The organism is Saccharothrix longispora, assembly GCF_031455225.1.
GTDB lineage: Bacteria > Actinomycetota > Actinomycetes > Mycobacteriales > Pseudonocardiaceae > Actinosynnema > Actinosynnema longispora.
Window position 1 is genome coordinate 3,604,992 of sequence record NZ_JAVDSG010000001.1, and the last position, 17,166, is coordinate 3,622,157.

The 17,166-nt window shown below is 73.1% G+C and carries 14 protein-coding genes; 4 read left to right on the forward strand and 10 right to left on the reverse strand.

The window, feature by feature from the left end; all coding sequences use genetic code 11:
- Nucleotides 1-17 precede the first annotated feature (17 nt).
- From J2S66_RS14660 to J2S66_RS14700, 9 genes are read right to left on the reverse strand one after another with little or no spacing between them, the layout of a single operon-like run.
- Nucleotides 18-839, reverse strand: coding sequence for a class-II aminoacyl-tRNA synthetase family protein (locus tag J2S66_RS14660; RefSeq protein ID WP_310307584.1), 822 nt, complete (start codon nt 837-839; stop codon nt 18-20).
- A 47-nt stretch (nt 840-886) separates the two neighbouring features.
- Nucleotides 887-1,123 carry an acyl carrier protein gene (locus J2S66_RS14665; RefSeq protein ID WP_112261434.1) on the reverse strand — a complete coding sequence of 79 codons (237 nt, stop codon included), beginning with the start codon at nt 1,121-1,123 and terminating at the stop codon, nt 887-889.
- Nucleotides 1,124-1,167: 44 nt separating this feature from the next.
- Nucleotides 1,168-2,343, reverse strand: coding sequence for a cytochrome P450 (locus J2S66_RS14670; protein WP_310307586.1), 1,176 nt, complete (start codon nt 2,341-2,343; stop codon nt 1,168-1,170).
- Entirely contained in the window at nt 2,340-2,987 is a 648-nt protein-coding gene (locus J2S66_RS14675) for a GAF domain-containing protein (RefSeq protein ID WP_310307587.1), read from the reverse strand. Before J2S66_RS14675 ends, J2S66_RS14670 begins: the two co-directional genes overlap by 4 nt.
- A gap of 45 nt (nt 2,988-3,032) precedes the next feature.
- Nucleotides 3,033-3,965, reverse strand: a complete 933-nt coding sequence (locus J2S66_RS14680) for a PAS domain-containing protein (protein ID WP_310307588.1) — start codon at nt 3,963-3,965, stop codon at nt 3,033-3,035.
- Nucleotides 3,962-7,180, reverse strand: coding sequence for a non-ribosomal peptide synthetase (locus J2S66_RS14685; RefSeq protein ID WP_310307589.1), 3,219 nt, complete (start codon nt 7,178-7,180; stop codon nt 3,962-3,964). Before J2S66_RS14685 ends, J2S66_RS14680 begins: the two co-directional genes overlap by 4 nt.
- Nucleotides 7,177-7,896 carry a thioesterase II family protein gene (locus tag J2S66_RS14690; protein WP_310307591.1) on the reverse strand — a complete coding sequence of 240 codons (720 nt, stop codon included), beginning with the start codon at nt 7,894-7,896 and terminating at the stop codon, nt 7,177-7,179. The genes J2S66_RS14685 and J2S66_RS14690 overlap by 4 nt, the downstream gene beginning before the upstream one ends.
- Entirely contained in the window at nt 7,893-9,104 is a 1,212-nt protein-coding gene (locus J2S66_RS14695; RefSeq protein WP_310307592.1) for a condensation domain-containing protein, read from the reverse strand. Before J2S66_RS14695 ends, J2S66_RS14690 begins: the two co-directional genes overlap by 4 nt.
- Nucleotides 9,101-12,064, reverse strand: coding sequence for a non-ribosomal peptide synthetase (locus tag J2S66_RS14700; protein WP_310307593.1), 2,964 nt, complete (start codon nt 12,062-12,064; stop codon nt 9,101-9,103). Before J2S66_RS14700 ends, J2S66_RS14695 begins: the two co-directional genes overlap by 4 nt.
- 427 nt (nt 12,065-12,491) lie before the next feature.
- Here J2S66_RS14700 and J2S66_RS14705 point away from each other — a divergent pair, with 427 nt between their 5' ends.
- The 4 genes from J2S66_RS14705 to J2S66_RS14720 are packed head-to-tail and all read left to right on the forward strand — an operon-like array spanning nt 12,492 to nt 16,901.
- A complete protein-coding gene (locus J2S66_RS14705) occupies nt 12,492-13,409 on the forward strand; it encodes a hypothetical protein (protein WP_310307594.1) in 918 nt (305 codons plus the stop codon).
- The gene (locus J2S66_RS14710; RefSeq protein WP_310307595.1) at nt 13,406-15,241 is read left to right on the forward strand and encodes an HAD-IIIC family phosphatase; all 1,836 of its coding nucleotides are present in this window, start codon (nt 13,406-13,408) and stop codon (nt 15,239-15,241) included. Before J2S66_RS14705 ends, J2S66_RS14710 begins: the two co-directional genes overlap by 4 nt.
- Nucleotides 15,238-15,459: an acyl carrier protein gene (locus J2S66_RS14715; protein ID WP_310307596.1), complete on the forward strand. Its 222-nt coding sequence runs from the start codon at nt 15,238-15,240 to the stop codon at nt 15,457-15,459. Before J2S66_RS14710 ends, J2S66_RS14715 begins: the two co-directional genes overlap by 4 nt.
- Nucleotides 15,456-16,901, forward strand: a complete 1,446-nt coding sequence (locus J2S66_RS14720) for an SDR family NAD(P)-dependent oxidoreductase (protein ID WP_310307597.1) — start codon at nt 15,456-15,458, stop codon at nt 16,899-16,901. The genes J2S66_RS14715 and J2S66_RS14720 overlap by 4 nt, the downstream gene beginning before the upstream one ends.
- Here J2S66_RS14720 and J2S66_RS14725 read toward each other — a convergent pair.
- Nucleotides 16,847-17,119, reverse strand: coding sequence for a phosphopantetheine-binding protein (locus tag J2S66_RS14725; protein ID WP_310307599.1), 273 nt, complete (start codon nt 17,117-17,119; stop codon nt 16,847-16,849). The two genes, J2S66_RS14720 and J2S66_RS14725, sit on opposite strands and share 55 nt — an antisense overlap.
- Between the last annotated feature and the right edge of the window lie 47 nt (nt 17,120-17,166).

A 17,166-nucleotide genomic window follows, 5' to 3' on the forward strand; every position in this document is an offset into this window, starting at 1 on the left:
CGCACGGGCCGGGCGGGTCAGCCGACCTGCCCGGCCCGGTGGCGTTCCAGTTCCCGCACCGCCGACCGCACGTCCCCGGCGTGGCGGTCGGTCAGCGCCGAGACCCACCGCTCCAGCCCCATCCCGAGGCACGCCGAGTACGCGAACCCGTTGTCCGGCAGGGTGATGTCGCACCTCTCGGAGAAGAAGTTGCGGTGGAAGTTGACCGATGCGATCGCCACCCCGCGTTCGCTGACGAGTTCCTGCTTGACCGGGATCAGCCGCTGCATCTTCGCCCGCGGCCCGTCGGGGTCGAAGAAGGGGTCGGTCGCGTCGCGCAGCGTCGCGTTCAGGCCGAGCGCCTCCGCGAACGCGGCGAGCCGCTGCCGGGCCTGTTCCACGAACTCGCCCACGGTGTCGGCGCCACCGATCCGGACGATCTCCCGCATCGAGAAGCTGAGCAGCCGGTCCAGGCCGACGTACTCCTTCTCCTGCCGGAAGCACCGGGCTCGGGTGGTGACCGTCGTCCGCTCGTCCACGGACGTCCCGCTCAAGGAGAAGTAGACGTTGTAACAGGCCGCCGAGGGCAGGACGTACCCGCTGTCCACCAGCATGTCGGCGCGCACGGTGTCCCGGTCCGCGGTGTGCGCCGCCATGTCCGCGAGCTGGTCGGCACGCAGCCCCGTGACCATCATCCCGAGCTGGGGGAAGTTGTCGAAGTAGTCGATCCGCTTGAGGTCGGCGACCCGCAGCAACGGCGGGTACGACACCTCGTCGGCCCCGGATTCCCGGGCCCAGTCGAGGAAGCAGGCGTCCAGCAGCCCGACCAGCCGCAGCATGTCCGGACCGATGGTCGCCAACCCATCGGCCGCTCCCGGCAGCGGACCCTCCCGACGTGTCCGCACGGTCACCGCACCAGGAAGTGGTCGTTGATCATGCGGAGGGTCCGGAAGGACTCCAGCTGCACGTCGTCGGACAGCAGCGGCTCGCCCCTCAACTCCTCCACGAACAGCAGGAGGGAGATGAACTCCAGCGAGCTGACGATCCTGCTGTCGATGATGTCCAGGTCGATGTCGATGTCCTCCAGCTCCGGGTGCTTGTCCAGCACCCACTTGCGCAACTCGTCGAGCAGGCCGTCGTTCATCGTCGTCTCCTCAGCAAAGTGGTCCACCGACGGGGAGTGCCGCGTCACCGGCGACGCAGCCGCACCGGGATGTGTCCCGCCCGGCGGAAGATGTGGCCGGTGACGCCGGGCGGCGAACCGCCGACCGCCTCCGGCTCGGCGAACCGTTCCCGCAGGACGCCGAGCAGCGTGTGGAACTCCCGCTCGGCCAGGAACATGCCCGGACACGCGTGCTGGCCGACCCCGAACGTCAACGCGCCCCGCTCGGTGCGCCCGAACCGGAACCGCTCGGGCTCGGTGAACACCCGCTCGTCCCGGTTGGCGCTGGCGATCGAGAGCAGCACGGGGCTGCGCCTGCCGATCCGGGTCCCGCCGATCTCCAGGTCCGTCGCCGCGAACCGCAGCACGGAGTGCAGCGGCGGCTCCCAGCGCAGGCTCTCCTGGACGGCGGGTGCGATGGCGTCCTGATCGCGCCACACCTCCGCCAGCACGTCGGGGAAGCTCAGCAGGCAGTGCATGATGTTCGAGATCGCCGAGACGCTGGTCTCGGTGCCCGCGACCAGCATCAGCATGATGGTGCCCAGCAGTTCCGGCTCGCCGATCCCCGCCGGGCGGGTGGTGCCGGCGTGGCGCAGCCGGTCGATGATGGAGCCTTCGGGCAGCCGGTCGCGGTCGGCCAGCAGGGTGCGGAAGTACTCCTCCACGACCTGCTTGGCCTTGTGCGCCGGTTCGAGCTCGCCCTTCGGGTAGTCGAGCACCCGCACGATCGGGCGCATCTGCTCGTAGAGCCACGGTGCGTCGTCCGGCGGGACGCCCATCAGCCGGCACACCACCCCGTACGGCACGGCGACGGCGACCCGCGAGACGAAGTCGACCTCGCCGTCGTCCGGCAGGTCGTCCACCACGGAGTCCACCACCGGCCTGATCACGTCCCGGAGGTGGATCGCCACCGCCGACGCGCCGAAGAACGGATTGACCAGCCGCCGCAGCGTCCGGTGCGCCTCACCGTCGGTGTCGAGCATGTTCCGGCCGAACATGAGTCGGCTGGCGCGCAGCACGAAGTCCGCCGCGAGATCGGCGCGGGCCAACCCGTCGCGCACGTCGGCGTGCGCGGTCACCACGTAGCAGCCGCTGGGCTCGGAGAAGTGCACCGGCTCGGTGGCGCGCAGGTGCGCGTACACGGGCCACGGGTCGCGCAGGAACCCGTCCCGCCCGAAGTCGACGGTGTGCTGGGCGGTCATCGCTCGGCCAGCGCCCGGTGCAGTCGGGCTACCTCCACCGCCATGGCGACCTGCCGCCCGAGTTCGCCCGCGAGCGCGACGTCGGACGGGCCGAACCCGGTCTTCTTCCGGGCTCCGGCGCGCACCAGCGTCAGCGTCCCGACCAGCCGGCCGCGCACCGAGAGCGGGATCAGCAGCGCCGAGAGCACGCCGAGTTCCGCCGCGTCGCTCCGCGACTCCTCCGTGGCGCTGCCGCCCGACTCGGCGTAGACGACCGGGTGGCCCTCGGCCAGCACGTCGGGTGTCCGGTCACCGCTTCCCGCCGCGCCGTCGTCGAGGAACGCCAGTTGGCGTGCCACCACGGCGGGATCGAGGCCGGCGACGTGCTCGGTGACCGTCTCGGCGGGGACTCCCCCCTCCACCAGGGAGATGCGGCTGACGTCGGCGAGGAACGCCACGCCCGCCCGCGCCACCTCCCGCAGCGAGACGTCGAGGTCGACGGTGCCGGACAGCGCCGCTCCGCAGTGCGCGAGGAAACCGAGCGCCTCCTCGGCGGACTTGCGGCCGACGATGTAGCGGATCGCCACGCCCCAGGTCTCCTGGGTGCTCGACGTGCTCGACGTGGCGGGTGTACCCGGTGTGCCGGGTGTGGTGAATGTGCCCATTGTGGTGGATGTGCCGTTGTCATCCATGTGGTGCTCGCTTCCCGCTCAGTCGTTGCGTGGCCAGCCGAAACCGCTCGGAACGGTGAGCTCGGCGTCCGGGTCGTGGTCGGAGAACAGGAAGCAGCGGGTGTTCTCGAACCGGCCGTCCTTGAGCCGCAGACCGGAGTAGATGATCACCGGCTCGGACTCGCCGTCCTTGCGCAGCAGCCGCGCCCGGAAGTTGATCACCGGTTCGCCCTCGACCAGCCTGCGCAGCAGGTCCTCGACGATCGCCTTGTTCGAGTGGATCTTGCGGACGTGGTGGCCGACGTACTCGTCGCGGTGGTCCTGGTAGCCCAGCAGTTCCAGTTCCATCCGGTTGGCCCGGAGGATGAGGCCGTTGAACCCGACGAAGTGCACCCCGGCGGGCGCGCCCTCGAAGAAGTCCTCCAGCTCCTCCAGCCGGGCCTGCTTCTCCTCCTGGCCGAGACCGGCGAGCACGTCGTCCGCGTCGTGGTTGACCAGCTGGGCGCCCCAGATGAAGGCGTCCTCGTTGGTCCCCGGCGCGCCGTGCACCTCCATGTGCGGGTTCACGCTGGGCAGCTGCGAGATCAGCCGCCGGCGCACGAACCACCGGGTCGCCACCCACTCGCCGGCGACGAACCGTCCGGACACGTCGATCAGCACGTCGCACGTCGAGCCGTCCGCGGTGCGCAGAGCCGCTTCGACGTTGTTCAGCCGGGCACCGCCGGCGACCCGGTCCCGCAGCGACCCGGCCAGGTCGGGGTCGGCGAAGAAGTCGGCGAAGTTCCGGCCGACGAACTCCTCCCGCCGGTCCAGCGCACCCACGATCTGCAGCATCGCGATGTTGGCGGAGCGCACCGTGCCGTCGTTGTCGGTGATCTGCAGCCCCAGGGGGGCGTTGACGAAGAAGTCCTCCAACTGCTGGAGCACGGCCGGCTCCTCGTTCGTCGTGGCCTGCTCGATACCTGGACTCACGGTGTCTCCTCGTCGTCGGTGTCGGTGACGTCCCGCGGCGCGTGCTCCACTGCTGCGGCCAGCGCGCGGACGGTGCGGAGCTCGAAAAAGCGCTGGAACGGGATCTCGACGCCGAGCGAATCCCGCACCCGACCCAGCACGCGCATGGCGAGCAGGGAGTGCCCGCCCAACGCGAAGAAGTCGTCGGACAGCCCGATGTGGTCGAGACCGAGCAGCTCGCTCCAGATGGCCGCGACCTCCCGTTGCGCGGCGGTGACCGGCAGCGCGGTGGGAACGGGCGACGGATCGGCCTTCTCCTCGGCCAGCGCCCTCCGGTCCACCTTGCCGCTCGTCGTCAGCGGCAGGTCGGCGACGACGCGGATCGTCGACGGGACCTGGTGGGCGGGCAGTGACAGCCGCAGGAAGTCCAGCAGCAGTTCGGGTGTCGGTCCCGTCCCCGGCTCGGGTACCGCGGCGCACACCAGCCGGACACCGCCCGCCGAGTCGACCGGGACGACCGCCGCCCGCGCGACCTGCGGGTGGGACCGCACGGCCCGCTCGACCTCCGCCAGACCGACGCGGAATCCGCGGACCTTCACGACCCCGCTGTTCCGCCCGAGGAGTTCGAGGGTGCCGTCGGGCCGGTAGCGGCCCCGGTCGCCGGTGTCGTACAGCAGGCGGCGCGACCCCGCCGGGGCGAACGGGTCCGGCCGGAACCGGTCGTCCGGGTCGAGGTAGCCGTCCGCGGGTGCGGCGCCCCCGACGTGGACGGAGCCGGGCAGCCCCGCCGGAACCGGCCGCAGCAACGGATCCAGCACGTGCACCGAGGTGTTCGCGATGGGCCTGCCGAGCGGCACGGTCGCCGCGTCGCCCAGCTCCGCGGTGTCGAACCAGGTGCAGTCCGCCGCGACCTCGGTGGACCCGTACAGGTTCCACAGCGTCGCGCCCGGGACCTGGCGGCGGAAGCGGGAGACGAGGTCCACGGGGAGTTCCTCGCCGCTGCTGATCCAGTGGCGCAGCCGGGGCAGGCGGTCGCCAAGGTCGGGGAACGCCTCCAGGAGCGCGTGCAGCAGTGACGGGACCAGGGTCATCCGGGTGACGCGGTGCGCGTCGAGGCTCCGCACCAGGGTGGGGGCGTCGCGCACCACCTCGTCGGGCAGCACCACCGTGGGGACGCCGCGCAGCAGCCCGCCGAACATCTCCGCCAGGGAGTCGACGAACCCGAGCGCCGTCTTGTGGACGCACACGTCGTCCGCCTCGAACGGCCGTTCGTCCCACAGCCACGCCAGGCGGTTGACCATGGCGGAGTGCACACCGCGCACGCCCTTGGGGCGACCGGTGGAGCCCGACGTGTAGAGCACGTAGGCGAGGTCATCGGGCGCGTCCGCCGCCGGCGGTGCGGTCGCGGGCAGCTCACCGAGGTCGATGTCGACGGTGATCGTCGGCAGGTCGGTGTCGGGCAGGTGGTCGCGGTCGTCGGTCGTGGTCAGCACGAGCCGGACGGGTGCGTTCTCCAGCGGCCACGCGAGGTGCGCGGCGGGGTAGGCGGGGTCCAGTGGCAGGTACGCGCCGCCCGCCTTCAGCACGGCCAGCACGCTGATCACCGACCCCACTGACCTCCGCTGGTGCACCGCGACGAGCGCCCCCGCCTCGACCCCCTCCTCCCGCAGCAGGTTCGCCAGCCGGTTGGCGCGCTCCTCGACGTCGCGGTAGGTCAGCGCGGTGCCCGATGCCGGCACGAGCGCGGGCGCGTCCGGGGTGCGGGCGACCTGCTCGGCGAACAGTTCGTGCAGGCGGCGTGCCGGAACCTCCAGCGAACGGCCGCGGACGTGCGGCGGTGCCGCCGCGTCGGCGAGGGCCAGCCGCGACAACGGCTCGTCCGGGGCGTCCAGCGCCGCCCCGACCAGACTGCCCAGGTTGTCCGCGAACATCCCGGCGCCGCCCTCGGTGAACAGGTCCCGGTTGTACTCCCAGGCGCAGCGGTAGCCGTCGGACTCGCGCACGGACAGCGCCAGGTCGAACCGGGCCGTCTCCCGTTCGACGCGCAACGCGCTGACGTCGAGGCCGGGCAGCCGCCACGGCACCGGGTTGGCGTTCTGGTAGGTCAACACCACCTGCGCCACGGGGTCGCGCGCCGGGTCGCGGTCCGGACGCAGGTGGGCCACCAGCTGGTCGAAGGGCAGGTCCTGGTGGGCGAACGCGTCCACGTAGCTCTCGTGAACCCGACCCAGCAGTTCGCGGAACGAGGGGTCGCCGGACAGGTCCACCCGCAGCACCAGCGTGTTGATGAAGCAGCCGACGACCTTCTCCGACTCGGCTCGGTTGCGGTTGGCCACCACCGTGCCGATCGCCAGGTCGTCCTGTTCCGTGTACCGGTGGAGCAGCGCGAACAACGCCGTCATGAAGAACACGAACGGCGAGACGTCCTCCAGCCGGACGAATTCGTCCAGTCGTGCCGCCGACGCCCCGGTGAGCGCGAACCGCGTCCGGCCACCCCGGTGGCCGCGCCGGGCGGGACGGGCCAGCTCGGCGGGCGGCGCGCTGACCGGCGGCAGGCCGTCCAGCCGTTCCCGCCAGTGGCGCACCAGCAGGTCGAGGGGTTCACCGGTCAGCCATTCCCGTTGCCAGCGGGCGAAGTCCCCGTACCGGATCGGTGGCGGAACGGGTTCGGGCCCGCCCCGGTAGGCGTCCGCGAGCTCGCCGGCGAGGATGCCGAGCGACCAGCCGTCGCCGATGATGTGGTGCAGGCACAGGACGAGCACGTGGAGGTCGGGACCCGCACGCAGCAGCCGCACGCGGAACAGCGGCCCTTCACCGAGGTCCATCGGTTCGGCGACGATCCCGGCCGCCCGCCGCGCCAGGTCGTCCTCGGCCGCATCCTCGACCGGCAGCCGTGCCGGCCGGAACGGTGCCACCCGGGCGACGGGCTCGCCGTCGACCACCGGGAACGCGGTGCGCAGCGTCTCGTGCCGCCGCACCAGGGTGTTCAGCGCGGCTTCCAGCGCGGTGACGTCGAGCTGTCCGCGCAGCCGCAGCACGACCGGCATGTGGTAGGCCCCGGAGTCCTGGTCGAGCCGGCCGAGCAGCCACAGCCTGTTCTCGGGGAAGGACAACGGCCGGTCGCCGTCGTCCGCGCGGGCGCGCAGGGGCGGTAGTCCGCGCTGCCGCGCGTGCACCGCCCGCACGGCGTCGAAGAACCGGGCTCCCCGGCACTCCCGCTGGTCCGCCGCGTTCACCGTCCCACGCTCCCCTCTGGTCGGCGCATCACTGATTCGAGGGTCCGCCACAGCCGGGGCCAGTCCTCGGTGAAGTAGAGGTGCCTACCCGGCAGCTCGATCAGCTCGAACGACGAGGTGGTCCAGTCGGCCCACCGCGCGCACAGCCCGGCGGGCACCGCGTCGTCGTCCACCCCGCGCAGGGCGGTGATCGGGAAGGGCAGCGCCCGGACGACATCCGCGCGGTACCCGGAGAACAGCGCCACATCCGCGCGGAGTGCGGGAAGCAGCAATTCCCGCAGCTGGGGCACCGACCACACGTCCGACCCGGTTCCCGCTCCCCGCCGGACCCAGGCGATCAGCCCGTCGTCGTCCAGGTCGGCCAGGTGATCGGGCCGGCGGGACGCCGGGTCGGCCGCGCCGCCCACGACGAGCCGGCTCGGCAGCGGACCCGCGGCGGCCAGCAGCTCCCGCGCGGTCTCGAACGCCAGCAGCGCGCCGAAACTGTGCCCGTACAAGGCGAACGGCTCTCCGCCGGCCAGGTCGAGCACCTGCCCGGCACACCGGCGCGCGGCCTCCGCCATCGAGCCGGAGTGCGGCTCGGTGAACAGTTCCTCCCGGCCCGGCAGCTGGACCGGCACCACGCGCAGGACGTCCGACTCGTAGTCCCGCCACGGCCGGTACAGCCCCGCGCCGGCGCCCGCGTGCGGCAGGCACATCAGCCTCGTCCGCGTCATGGCCGCCCCAGTCCGTCGAGCCGGGCGGAGAACGCGGTGGACAGCGCGTCGAGCCGGTTCGCCCAGCCGGCCCGTTCGGGCGCCTGGAACACGCCGTGCCAGCGCTCGTCGTCCCGTACCTCCAGCAGCACCTCGGCGTAGCCGCCGCGAGGGCTGACCGGTCGTGACCGCAGCCGGGCGGGACCGGCGTCGTGGTCCACCCGCGGCCAGCTCTGGTAGAGCAGTGTGGCCTGGTAGAGCGGCATCCTGCGGCGGTTGCCCGGCGCGCAGGCCGCGACGATGTCCTCGATCGGCAGCTCGCTGTGGGTGAGGGCGTCCACCGCGGACTCCCAGGCGCGGGCGAGCCCGCCGTCGCGGCCGGCGCCGACGATCCGGATCGGCAGCATGTTGATCATGCAGCCGATCTCGTGGTCGGCACCGGGCGGCCGGTCGGCGAACACCGTGCCCACGCAGAAGTCGTCGGCGCCGCCGACCTCGCCCAGCGCGGACGCGAACGCCCACAGCGCCAGGGTGAACACCGAGATCCCCGCTTCCCTGGCGTACGCGCGCAACCGTCCGGCTTCCCCGGCCGGCCGGCTCCACCCGTGCTCGACCACGGTTCCGCGGGTCAACTCGCGCAAGGTGGTCGGCGCACCCAGGTCGGGCAGCTCCGGCACACCGTCCAGCCGGGCCCGCCAGTGCCGTTCCAGCACGGCCCGGCGCGGCGCGGCGATCACCGGCTCCGGACGGCGGCCCGACACGCCCAGGTCGGCGCGGCCGGTGTCGAGCGCTTGGCGGTAGGCCGCGGCGAGGTCCTTGGTGAACACCTGACCGGACAGGCCGTCGAACACGATGTGGTGCACCACGACGAACAGGTCGCCACCGCGCAAGCCGGCCCGGATCAACGAGCCCCCGGCCAGGTCGAGCGGGACGACGGTCAACACCCGCGGCACGTCGGCGAGTCCGACGTCCGGCGGCAGGAGCACCAGCTCCGGACCGCCCGGGTCCGCGTGCACCTCGCGGACCAACGCCGTGCCGCGCAGCGCGAACCCCGTGCGCAGCGCCTCGTGCCGGGCGCGCACCGCGCGCAGCGCCTCGGCGAGCGCGACCTCGTCGACCAGGCCGTCGATCTCGATGTGCAGCAGCACCGACCGGGTGCCGGCGCCGATCTGCTCGGCGAACCAGAACCTGCGCTCACAGGTCGACGCGGGTTCGGTGCGCGGGCTCACGAGCCGACCTCCTCGATCGTCTTCACCAGGTCGGACAGCGTCGAGTACCGGAACACGTCCCGCAGCGTCACGTCCGGGTGCCCGGCGTCGTGCAGCGCGGTCAGGACCCGGACCGCCAGCAGCGAGTTGCCGCCGATCCGGAAGAAGTTGTCCCCCCGCCGCACGTCGCGGCCGAGCACCTGCCGCCAGATCCGCGCCACGGTGGACTCCACGCCGGTGAACGGCTCCTCGTCCGGCTCCGGCGCCGCCACCGGCACGAGCGCCTCCACGTCCAGCTTCCCGTTGGAGGTCAACGGGAACTCCGCGACCGGCGTGATCGTCGACGGCAGCATGTGGGCGGGGAGTCCGCGTTCCAGGTGCGCCCTGAGCTCCTCCGCCGGCGCCTCGCCGTCGAGCACCACGTAGGCGTCGAGCCGGGGCGGGGAACCGGTGGCGACCACGGCCGCCGCCCGGACGCGCGGGTGCCCGGCCAGCACGGCGCGGACCTCGCCGGGCTCGACGCGGTGGCCGCGGATCTTCACCTGGTCGTCGATCCGGCCGAGGACCTCCAGTTCACCGTCGGGCCGGTAGCGCCCCAGGTCGCCGCTGCGGTAGCGGGCGCCGCCGGGGAACCGCAGGGCGGTCAGCTCCGGCCGGTTGAGGTAGCCGGCGGTCACGCCCGAGCCGGCGACGTGGATCTCGCCGGCGACGCCGACCGGGACCGGGTGCCCGGCGGTGTCGCGCACGTGCAGTTCCCACCCCGCGAGCGGCCTGCCCACCGAGCGCTCGGACCGGGTGGTGTCGGCCGCGGTCAGGTCGCGCAGGGTGCAGTGGACCGTCGTCTCGGTGATCCCGTACATGTTGACCACGCGACCGGGTTCCGGCCGGTGGTCGAACCAGGGCCGCAGCGAGGTCGTGTCCAGGGGTTCGCCGGCGCAGACCAGCAGCCGGACCGCGAGCCGGGACAGCCCGCTCCCGGCCGAGCCCGACAGCACCGCCAGCGCGGACGGCGTCTGGCTGAGCACGGTGACGCGGTGGCGCACCAGCGTCCGGTGGAACTCGGCCGGGTCCCGCGAGGTCCACCGCGGCACGACGACCAGCCGTCCGCCGGTCAGCAGGCAACCCCAGACCTCCCACACCGAGAAGTCGAAGGCGAAGGAGTGGAACCAGCTCCACACGTCGGACGCGCCGAGCCCGAACTCGCCGGACGTCGCGCCGATCAGGCTGACCACGTTGCCGTGGGTGGCCACCACGCCCTTCGGCTCGCCGGTCGAACCCGACGTGTGGATGACGTAGGCCGGGTCCCCCGGTGACACCGGGACCGGCGGACGTCCGGCGGCTTCCGCCGCCACGTCCACCGCGCGCAGCCCGTTCGGCGCCGCCGCGCGGTCGGTGACCACCACCCGGACCCCGGCGTCGGCCGCGGTGAAGGCCAGCCGTCCGGCCGGGTACGACGGTTCGAGCGGCACGTAGGCCGCCCCGGCCTTCAGCACGGCGAGCAGCGCGACGACCAGTCCCGACGAGCGCTCCAGGCACACACCCACGCGGTCCCCGCCGACGACGCCGGCCTCCGCCAGTGCTCCGGCCAGGCGGGTCGACCGTTCGTCGAGTTCGCGGTAGGTCACGTCGCCGTCCACGTCGCTGACCGCGACCCGCTCGCCGGAACGGGCCGCCTGCCGGGCGAACAGCGAGGTGACCGTGTCCACCACCGGGGCGACCGGCGCGCCGCGCCCCAGGGCGAGCACCGCGTCCCGTTCCGCGGCCCCCAGCGTGGGCACGCCGGCCAGCGGGCGGTCGGGGCCCCGGGCGAACTCGGTGAGCACGGTCCGCACCTGCCCGGCGAACCGCTCGACGGCGGCCGGGCCGAACACCGCCTGGCGAAAGACCAGGACGCCCTGCATGGAGCCGTCCGCGCGGTCCTTGACGTAGCAGGTCATGGGGAACGTCGCGGCTCCCGGGCCCGGTGCGGGCACCGGCTCGCAGCGGGTCGGGCCGGTGCTCAGCGTCGGCAGGTCGGCCCTGGGCACCACAACGACCTGCGGGCCGGCGCCACCGTCCTCGCCGAGGACGAGTGGCAGCGGGAAGTGCGACCGCCGGTAGGCGCGCAGACCGGACTCGTGCGTCCGGCGCAGGTGCCCGCCCACCGTGAGGTCCCCCGCGGCGTCGACCGGGACCAGGACGGTGTTGCCGAAGTAGCCGATCGACGCGGCGAGCCGGGGCGAGCGGCCGTTGACGGTCACACCGACCACCGGCGTGGTGGTGCCGCAGTTCCGGGAGAGCACCAGTCCCACGGCGGCCAGGCACGTGGCGTACCAGCTCGCGCCCGCCGCCGCCGCGACCGACCGCACGCCGCCCCACGTCACCGGGTCCAGCGTGAACTCGACCCGCCCGGACCCCGCGCCGTCGTGGGCGGGCATCCCCCACGCCAGGTCGAGCGCCGTCGTGGCGGCACGCAGCTCCGCGCGCAGGTCGGCGAGGCCCGCCCCGTCGCGGGCGGCGCGTTCGTGCCGGTTCGCGGACCACTCGCCGAACCGTCCGGGCTCGGGTGGCACGCCGTCGACCAGGAGCCACCGCGCGACGAGTTCGACGGACGACTCGTCCACCACCAGGTGGTGCGCGCCGATGACCAGGTCCGCGCTCCGCGCCGAGTACCGCAGCAGCACCAGCCGCACCAGCGGTCCGCGGGCCAGGTCGTACGGCCCGGCCACGGCGTCGTGCGGGGTCCGGCAGCCGCCGGGCCGGTCCCGGACCTCCAACGCCACCGGCCGGTCCGACGCGACGAGGCGGAACCCGTCCCGTTCGGTGACGACGCGCGAGGCGAGCAAGGGGTGCAGGCGGACGAGCTCCTCGACCCGCTCGGCGAGCCTCGCGTCATCGCGGGGACCGGTCACCCGGTACACCGCGGACACGGTGTAGCCCACCGGGTCGGCCGCCGCGGTGTCCGCGAGGTAAACACCTTCCTGGCCGGGTGAAAATCGCACGCCAAATGACACGCACAGCCCCCGTGATCCACTTCACCAGCCGGAAGAAACCGGCACCCGATCCTGCGATCGAACCCGTCGAATACCCGGACGAACCCGTCGAAAGAATTGCGCACATCCACCTCGACCGAGGTGGAAGATCCCCCACCACACCGGTCACGGCGGTCGCGGCCCGGCCGAGATCACTGGCAGAAGCCGTTGACCTGCTTCGAACATAGCGGCGAGGTGGGACTTGTCAAGCCGCGCACCGACGCCCGGGTCCGCCGAGCCGGCTTGTTTACAGCCCGACACCCCCTGTGGTACCTGTGGAATGGGCCTCGGACGAATTGATCAGGGCCGCCCGGGGGGAATGATGCCTTTTCGGATACCGGATTCACCGGGCAGGGTCCGCGCCCGACCGCCCGCGACGCACTCCGCTTGGGCGGAGTTGCGCGCGTACGGCGACGTGTTCACCTGCTACAGCGCGGCCGTCGCGGCGGCCTTGGCGGTCACCGGACCCGACTGGCGCGACGCGATCGACCCGCACCTGACGCTCACCCTGACCGACGAGCCTGACGACCTGTTCGGGTTCGTGCACTTCGCGCCGGACTTCGGCGCACGGGCGCGCCTGGCCCGTGCGAGCGCGGAGTCGGCCGACGAGGCGGTCGGCCGGATCACCGCCGCGCTCGGTCGCGGCGAGCCGGTCGTGGTCGCGGGCGACACCCGGTGGCTGCCCTGGCAGGTCGGCCACGGAGGGGACCCCGCACCGCACTGGTTCACCGTGGTGGCCCGCGACGAGGGCGTGGAGGTGCTGGACGCGTTGGCGATGCGCAACACCCGCGGAGAGCAACGTCCCGTGCGGACGGTCGTCGACGACCTGCGCGGGCTGCTGCTCTCGGTTCCGGTGCACGACCCGGTGATCGCGCTGCGCGAGCGGTACGCGCTCGGTGACGACGCCGGCCCGGTCACCCACCCGTACAGGTGGATCGAGAGCGGGGAGCGGCCCGCCGGCCCCGCACCGAGCGGGTCCCGCGGGCCGGCCGCGCTGCGCACGCTGGCCCGGCACTTCCGCGACCACGCCACCAACCCGGACGCCTACCGCCAGGTGGACGACCTGTGGAGCGTCGGACGTCACCGCGCGTTCACCGTGCGGCGGTGGACCGAACGCACCGACAGCCGTCCCGCCGCGCGGGACCGGGTGCGGCGCTACGGCGACGACCTGCGACGACTCTGGGCGCAGGTCCCGCCCAGGGCGATGTACGCGGCGACGACCGGCGGCGCGGGCGCGGGCGCGTTGTCCGACCTGCTCGACGAGTTGGCCGACCTGGAGTCGGCGGCGAGCCCCGGGGAAGGCGTGGCGACTTGACCGACGTCGAGCTGTCCGAGCGCGTCCGCGCGCTGGTCGCCGAGGGCGGTTTCGCCGAGGCGTGGGCGTCGCTGCGCCCCGCGTTGCGGCTCGGCGGCGGCTACGGGCTCTTCCGGCGGGCCGTGCGGCTGCTCGCCACCGCCGCCGGCCGGGGCTGGACTCCCGCGTACCGCCGCGAGACCCGGCTCGCCCTGCTCAGCACGTTCGAAACCGCCGAACTCGGCGAGCTGCTGCCGGTGGCGTGCGCGATCCACGGCCTGCGGGTGGAGGTGCACGCGCCGCCGTTCGGCCAGGTGGAACAGTGCCTGCTGGAGCCGGCCGGGCTCGTGGCCTTCGCGCCGACGCACGTCCTGCTCGCCCCCAGCACGCAGGACCTGGGCCTGTCGGACCTGGTGGAGGAGCCCGAGGCGGTCGTGGACGCGGTCGTGGCGCGGTGGACGGGCGCGTGGCGGCTGGTGGCGGAACTGGGCGCGCGGCCCGTCCAGCTGCTGTTCGCCGTGCCGGACGGCGACGTCCTCGGCAACCTCGCTTCGACGGTGCCGCGGTCGCGGACGACCGTGGTGCGCGAGGTCAACCGCCGACTGGCCGCCGCCGCGAGCCGGAGCCACGTGCTCGTCGTGGACGTCGACCGGATCGCGTCCGACCTGGGCAAGCGGACCTGGTTCGACCACCGGATCTGGTACGCCACCAGGCAACCCGCCGGGTACGAGGGCCTGGCCGCGACCGCGCGGGAGATCGGCGCCGTGCTCGCCGCCGACGCGGGCCTGGGCTGCAAGTGCCTCGTGCTCGACCTGGACGGTTCGCTGTGGGGCGGAGTGGTCGGCGAGCTCGGCTGGGACGGTGTCGACATCGGTCCGGGCAGTGCCCGGGGTGAGGCGTTCCGGGCGTTCCAGGAGTTCCTCGCCGACCTCCGCGACACGGGCGTCGTACTGGCCGTCAGCTCCAAGAACGACGGGGCGGCCGCACGGGAGCCGTTCGAGCGCAACCCCCACATGCGGTTGCGACTCGACGACTTCGCGGCGTTCGTCGCGGACTGGCGGCCGAAATCCGAGCAGGTGCGGGACATCGTCGAAGCGCTGGGCGTGTCACCGGAGGACGTCGTGCTGCTGGACGACAACCCGGCGGAGTGCCTGGAAGTGCGCCAACGCCTGCCCGAGGTCGGCGCGGTGGTGCTGGACGGCCCCGTCGCGGACTTCCCCCGGCTCGTCGCCTCGTCGGTCCTGCTCGAACCGGTGTCCCGGACCGAGGAGGACACCGGCCGCGCCGCGTCCTACACCGCCCGCGGCCAGGCCGAGCGGCTGCGTGGTGAAGCGGCGTCCCTGCCGGAGTTCTGGCACTCGCTGGAGATGACCGCGCGGGTGCGGCCGGTGACCGAGCGGACCGTCGAGCGGGCCGCGCAGCTCAGCCGGAAGACCAACCAGTTCAACCTGACGCTGCGCCGCCGCTCCCCCGCCGAGATCGACGCGCTGCGCCGCGCCCCGGACTGGACCTGCCTGACCATCGGCCTGGCCGACCGGTTCGCCGACCACGGCATCGTCGGGCTCTGCCTGGCCGGCCCGGTGTCGGGCGGAGAACTGCCCATCGACACCCTGGTGCTCAGCTGTCGCGTGATCGGCCGCACGGCCGAGCACCACCTGCTGGCCGCCCTGTCCCGGCACGCCGCCGACGCCGGGATCCGCCGCCTGCGTGGCCACTACCGCCCGGGACCGCGCAACGCGCTGGTCGCCGACCTCTACGACCGGCTCGGGTTCCAGCGCGACGACGACGGCTGGTTCCTCGACCTCACCGGGACACCGCCCATCGACAGCCCCTACATCCGGGAGCAGCCATGACCGCCCGAATCCAGGAGATCCTGATGGACCTGCTGGACCTCGACCACGAGCCGGCCGACACCGACGGGCGGCACACGATCGAGGACTGGAACTCGTTGGCACACGTGCGGATCGTGCACGCCTTGGAGTCCGAGTTCGACGTCCGCTTCCCCGACTGGGTGCTCACCGCGGACCGGGTCACGGTCGCCGAGTTGGCCGAGCTGATCCAGCCGGCGTGACCGGCACCGTCCGGTTCACCGACGCGGACGTCGCCGCGTTCGCCGACGCCTCCCACGACCACAACCCCCTGCACGTCGACCCCGCGTTCGCCCGCTCGACACCGTTCGGCCGGACGGTCGTGCACGGGGCACTGGCCGGGATCACCGCACTGCACCTGCTCGGCCCGGACATCCGCGGAACGCGCCTGCTCTTCCAGGAACCGGTGTTCACGGGCGAGCCCTACGCGGTCGTCCACGACGGCCGCCGGGTATCCCTGCGCGGACGAGGCCGAGTGGTGCTCAAGGCCGTGCCGCGCACCGGCACGCTGAGCCGTCCGCCGTCCGCGACGTCGACCACGCCCCTCCACGACCCGACCACCCGCACCCGGCCGAGGGAACACGCGGAGATCACTCCGGGCGTGGAGTTCACGGGCGAGTACGAACCCCGCTGGGACGGCTTGGCCGCTCTCACCGGGGGGCCGACCACTCCCGCGCACCTCGCGCTCGCCTTCGGCAGCTACGCGAGCGGCATGGTGTTACCGGGCAGGGACGGGGTCCTCGCCGAGATCGACCTCCGCCTCCACGCACGACCATCGCCGCACCGGCCCTTCGGCTACCGGTTGCTGGTGGAGAACCACGACCCGCGAAGCCGCATCACCACGTGCTCGGCCGTCCTCACCTCCGGCGGGACACCGGTCGCCGAGCTCCGACTGTGCTCCTTCGCCGGCCGCCGCGTCGAAGGGCCCACGCTCGACCGCGTCGCGCGGTTCCTGCCGCCGGGTTCCGGCCTGACCGGCAAGACCGTCCTCGTCGTGGGGTGCAGCCGGGGTTTCGGCGCGGCCCTGACACTGGCACTGCTCAGCCAGGGCGCGGTCGTGCACGGCACCTACGCGAGTTCGCGCCCGGCCGCCGACGCCGCCGGGCCACACGCCGATCGGCTGCGTCTGCACCACGCCGACGCCACCGACCCGACAGCCATGGCGACGGTGCTGGAATCGATCACCGACGACCTGACCGGCGTCGTCCTCAACGCCACTCCACCGCTGCGGCCGATCACCCTGTCACCCGAAGCGGCAGCCGAAGCCAGGCACCACGCCGACCAGGCCATCGCCGCCGCCATGGTGCCCTTGAGCTGCGCACTGCCCAAGCTGAACCGAACCGGCCACTGGGCCCTGTTCGTCTCGACCGAAGCCGTCACCGCACCGCCCGCGCACTGGCCCCACTACATCACGGCGAAAGCGGCCATCGAGGGCCTCGCGTCCTGGCTGACCCACAACCACCCCGAGGTGGGCACGGCCGTGCTGCGCCTCCCGCCGATGCGCACCGAGCTGACCAACACCCCCACTGGCCACCTGAACGCCCGGGCACCCGAGGAGCTGGCCGCCGCCGTGGTGGGACGACTGCTCCGTCAGGACTGGCCGAGCACACCCTGGTCGTTCCCCGCCGAAGCCACGATCCGCTGAACCGCCGAGCAATCGGCGGCCTCCATCACGTCCAGGTAGTCCACTTCGAGGCCGTACTCCTCGAACACCCGAACGGCGAACACCGTGGCTTTGAAGGAATCTCCGTCATTGGCCGTGAAACCGACGTCGAACCTGGCTTGTGCGCCAAGCACTTCCCGCCACAGCGCGCGCACCCCGTCGACCGGACTCCCCATGGCATCCCCCTCTGTCCCGGTCATCACCGGACGAGTCCGATCCAACCAGGAACGTGACGCCGAGGGCCAGC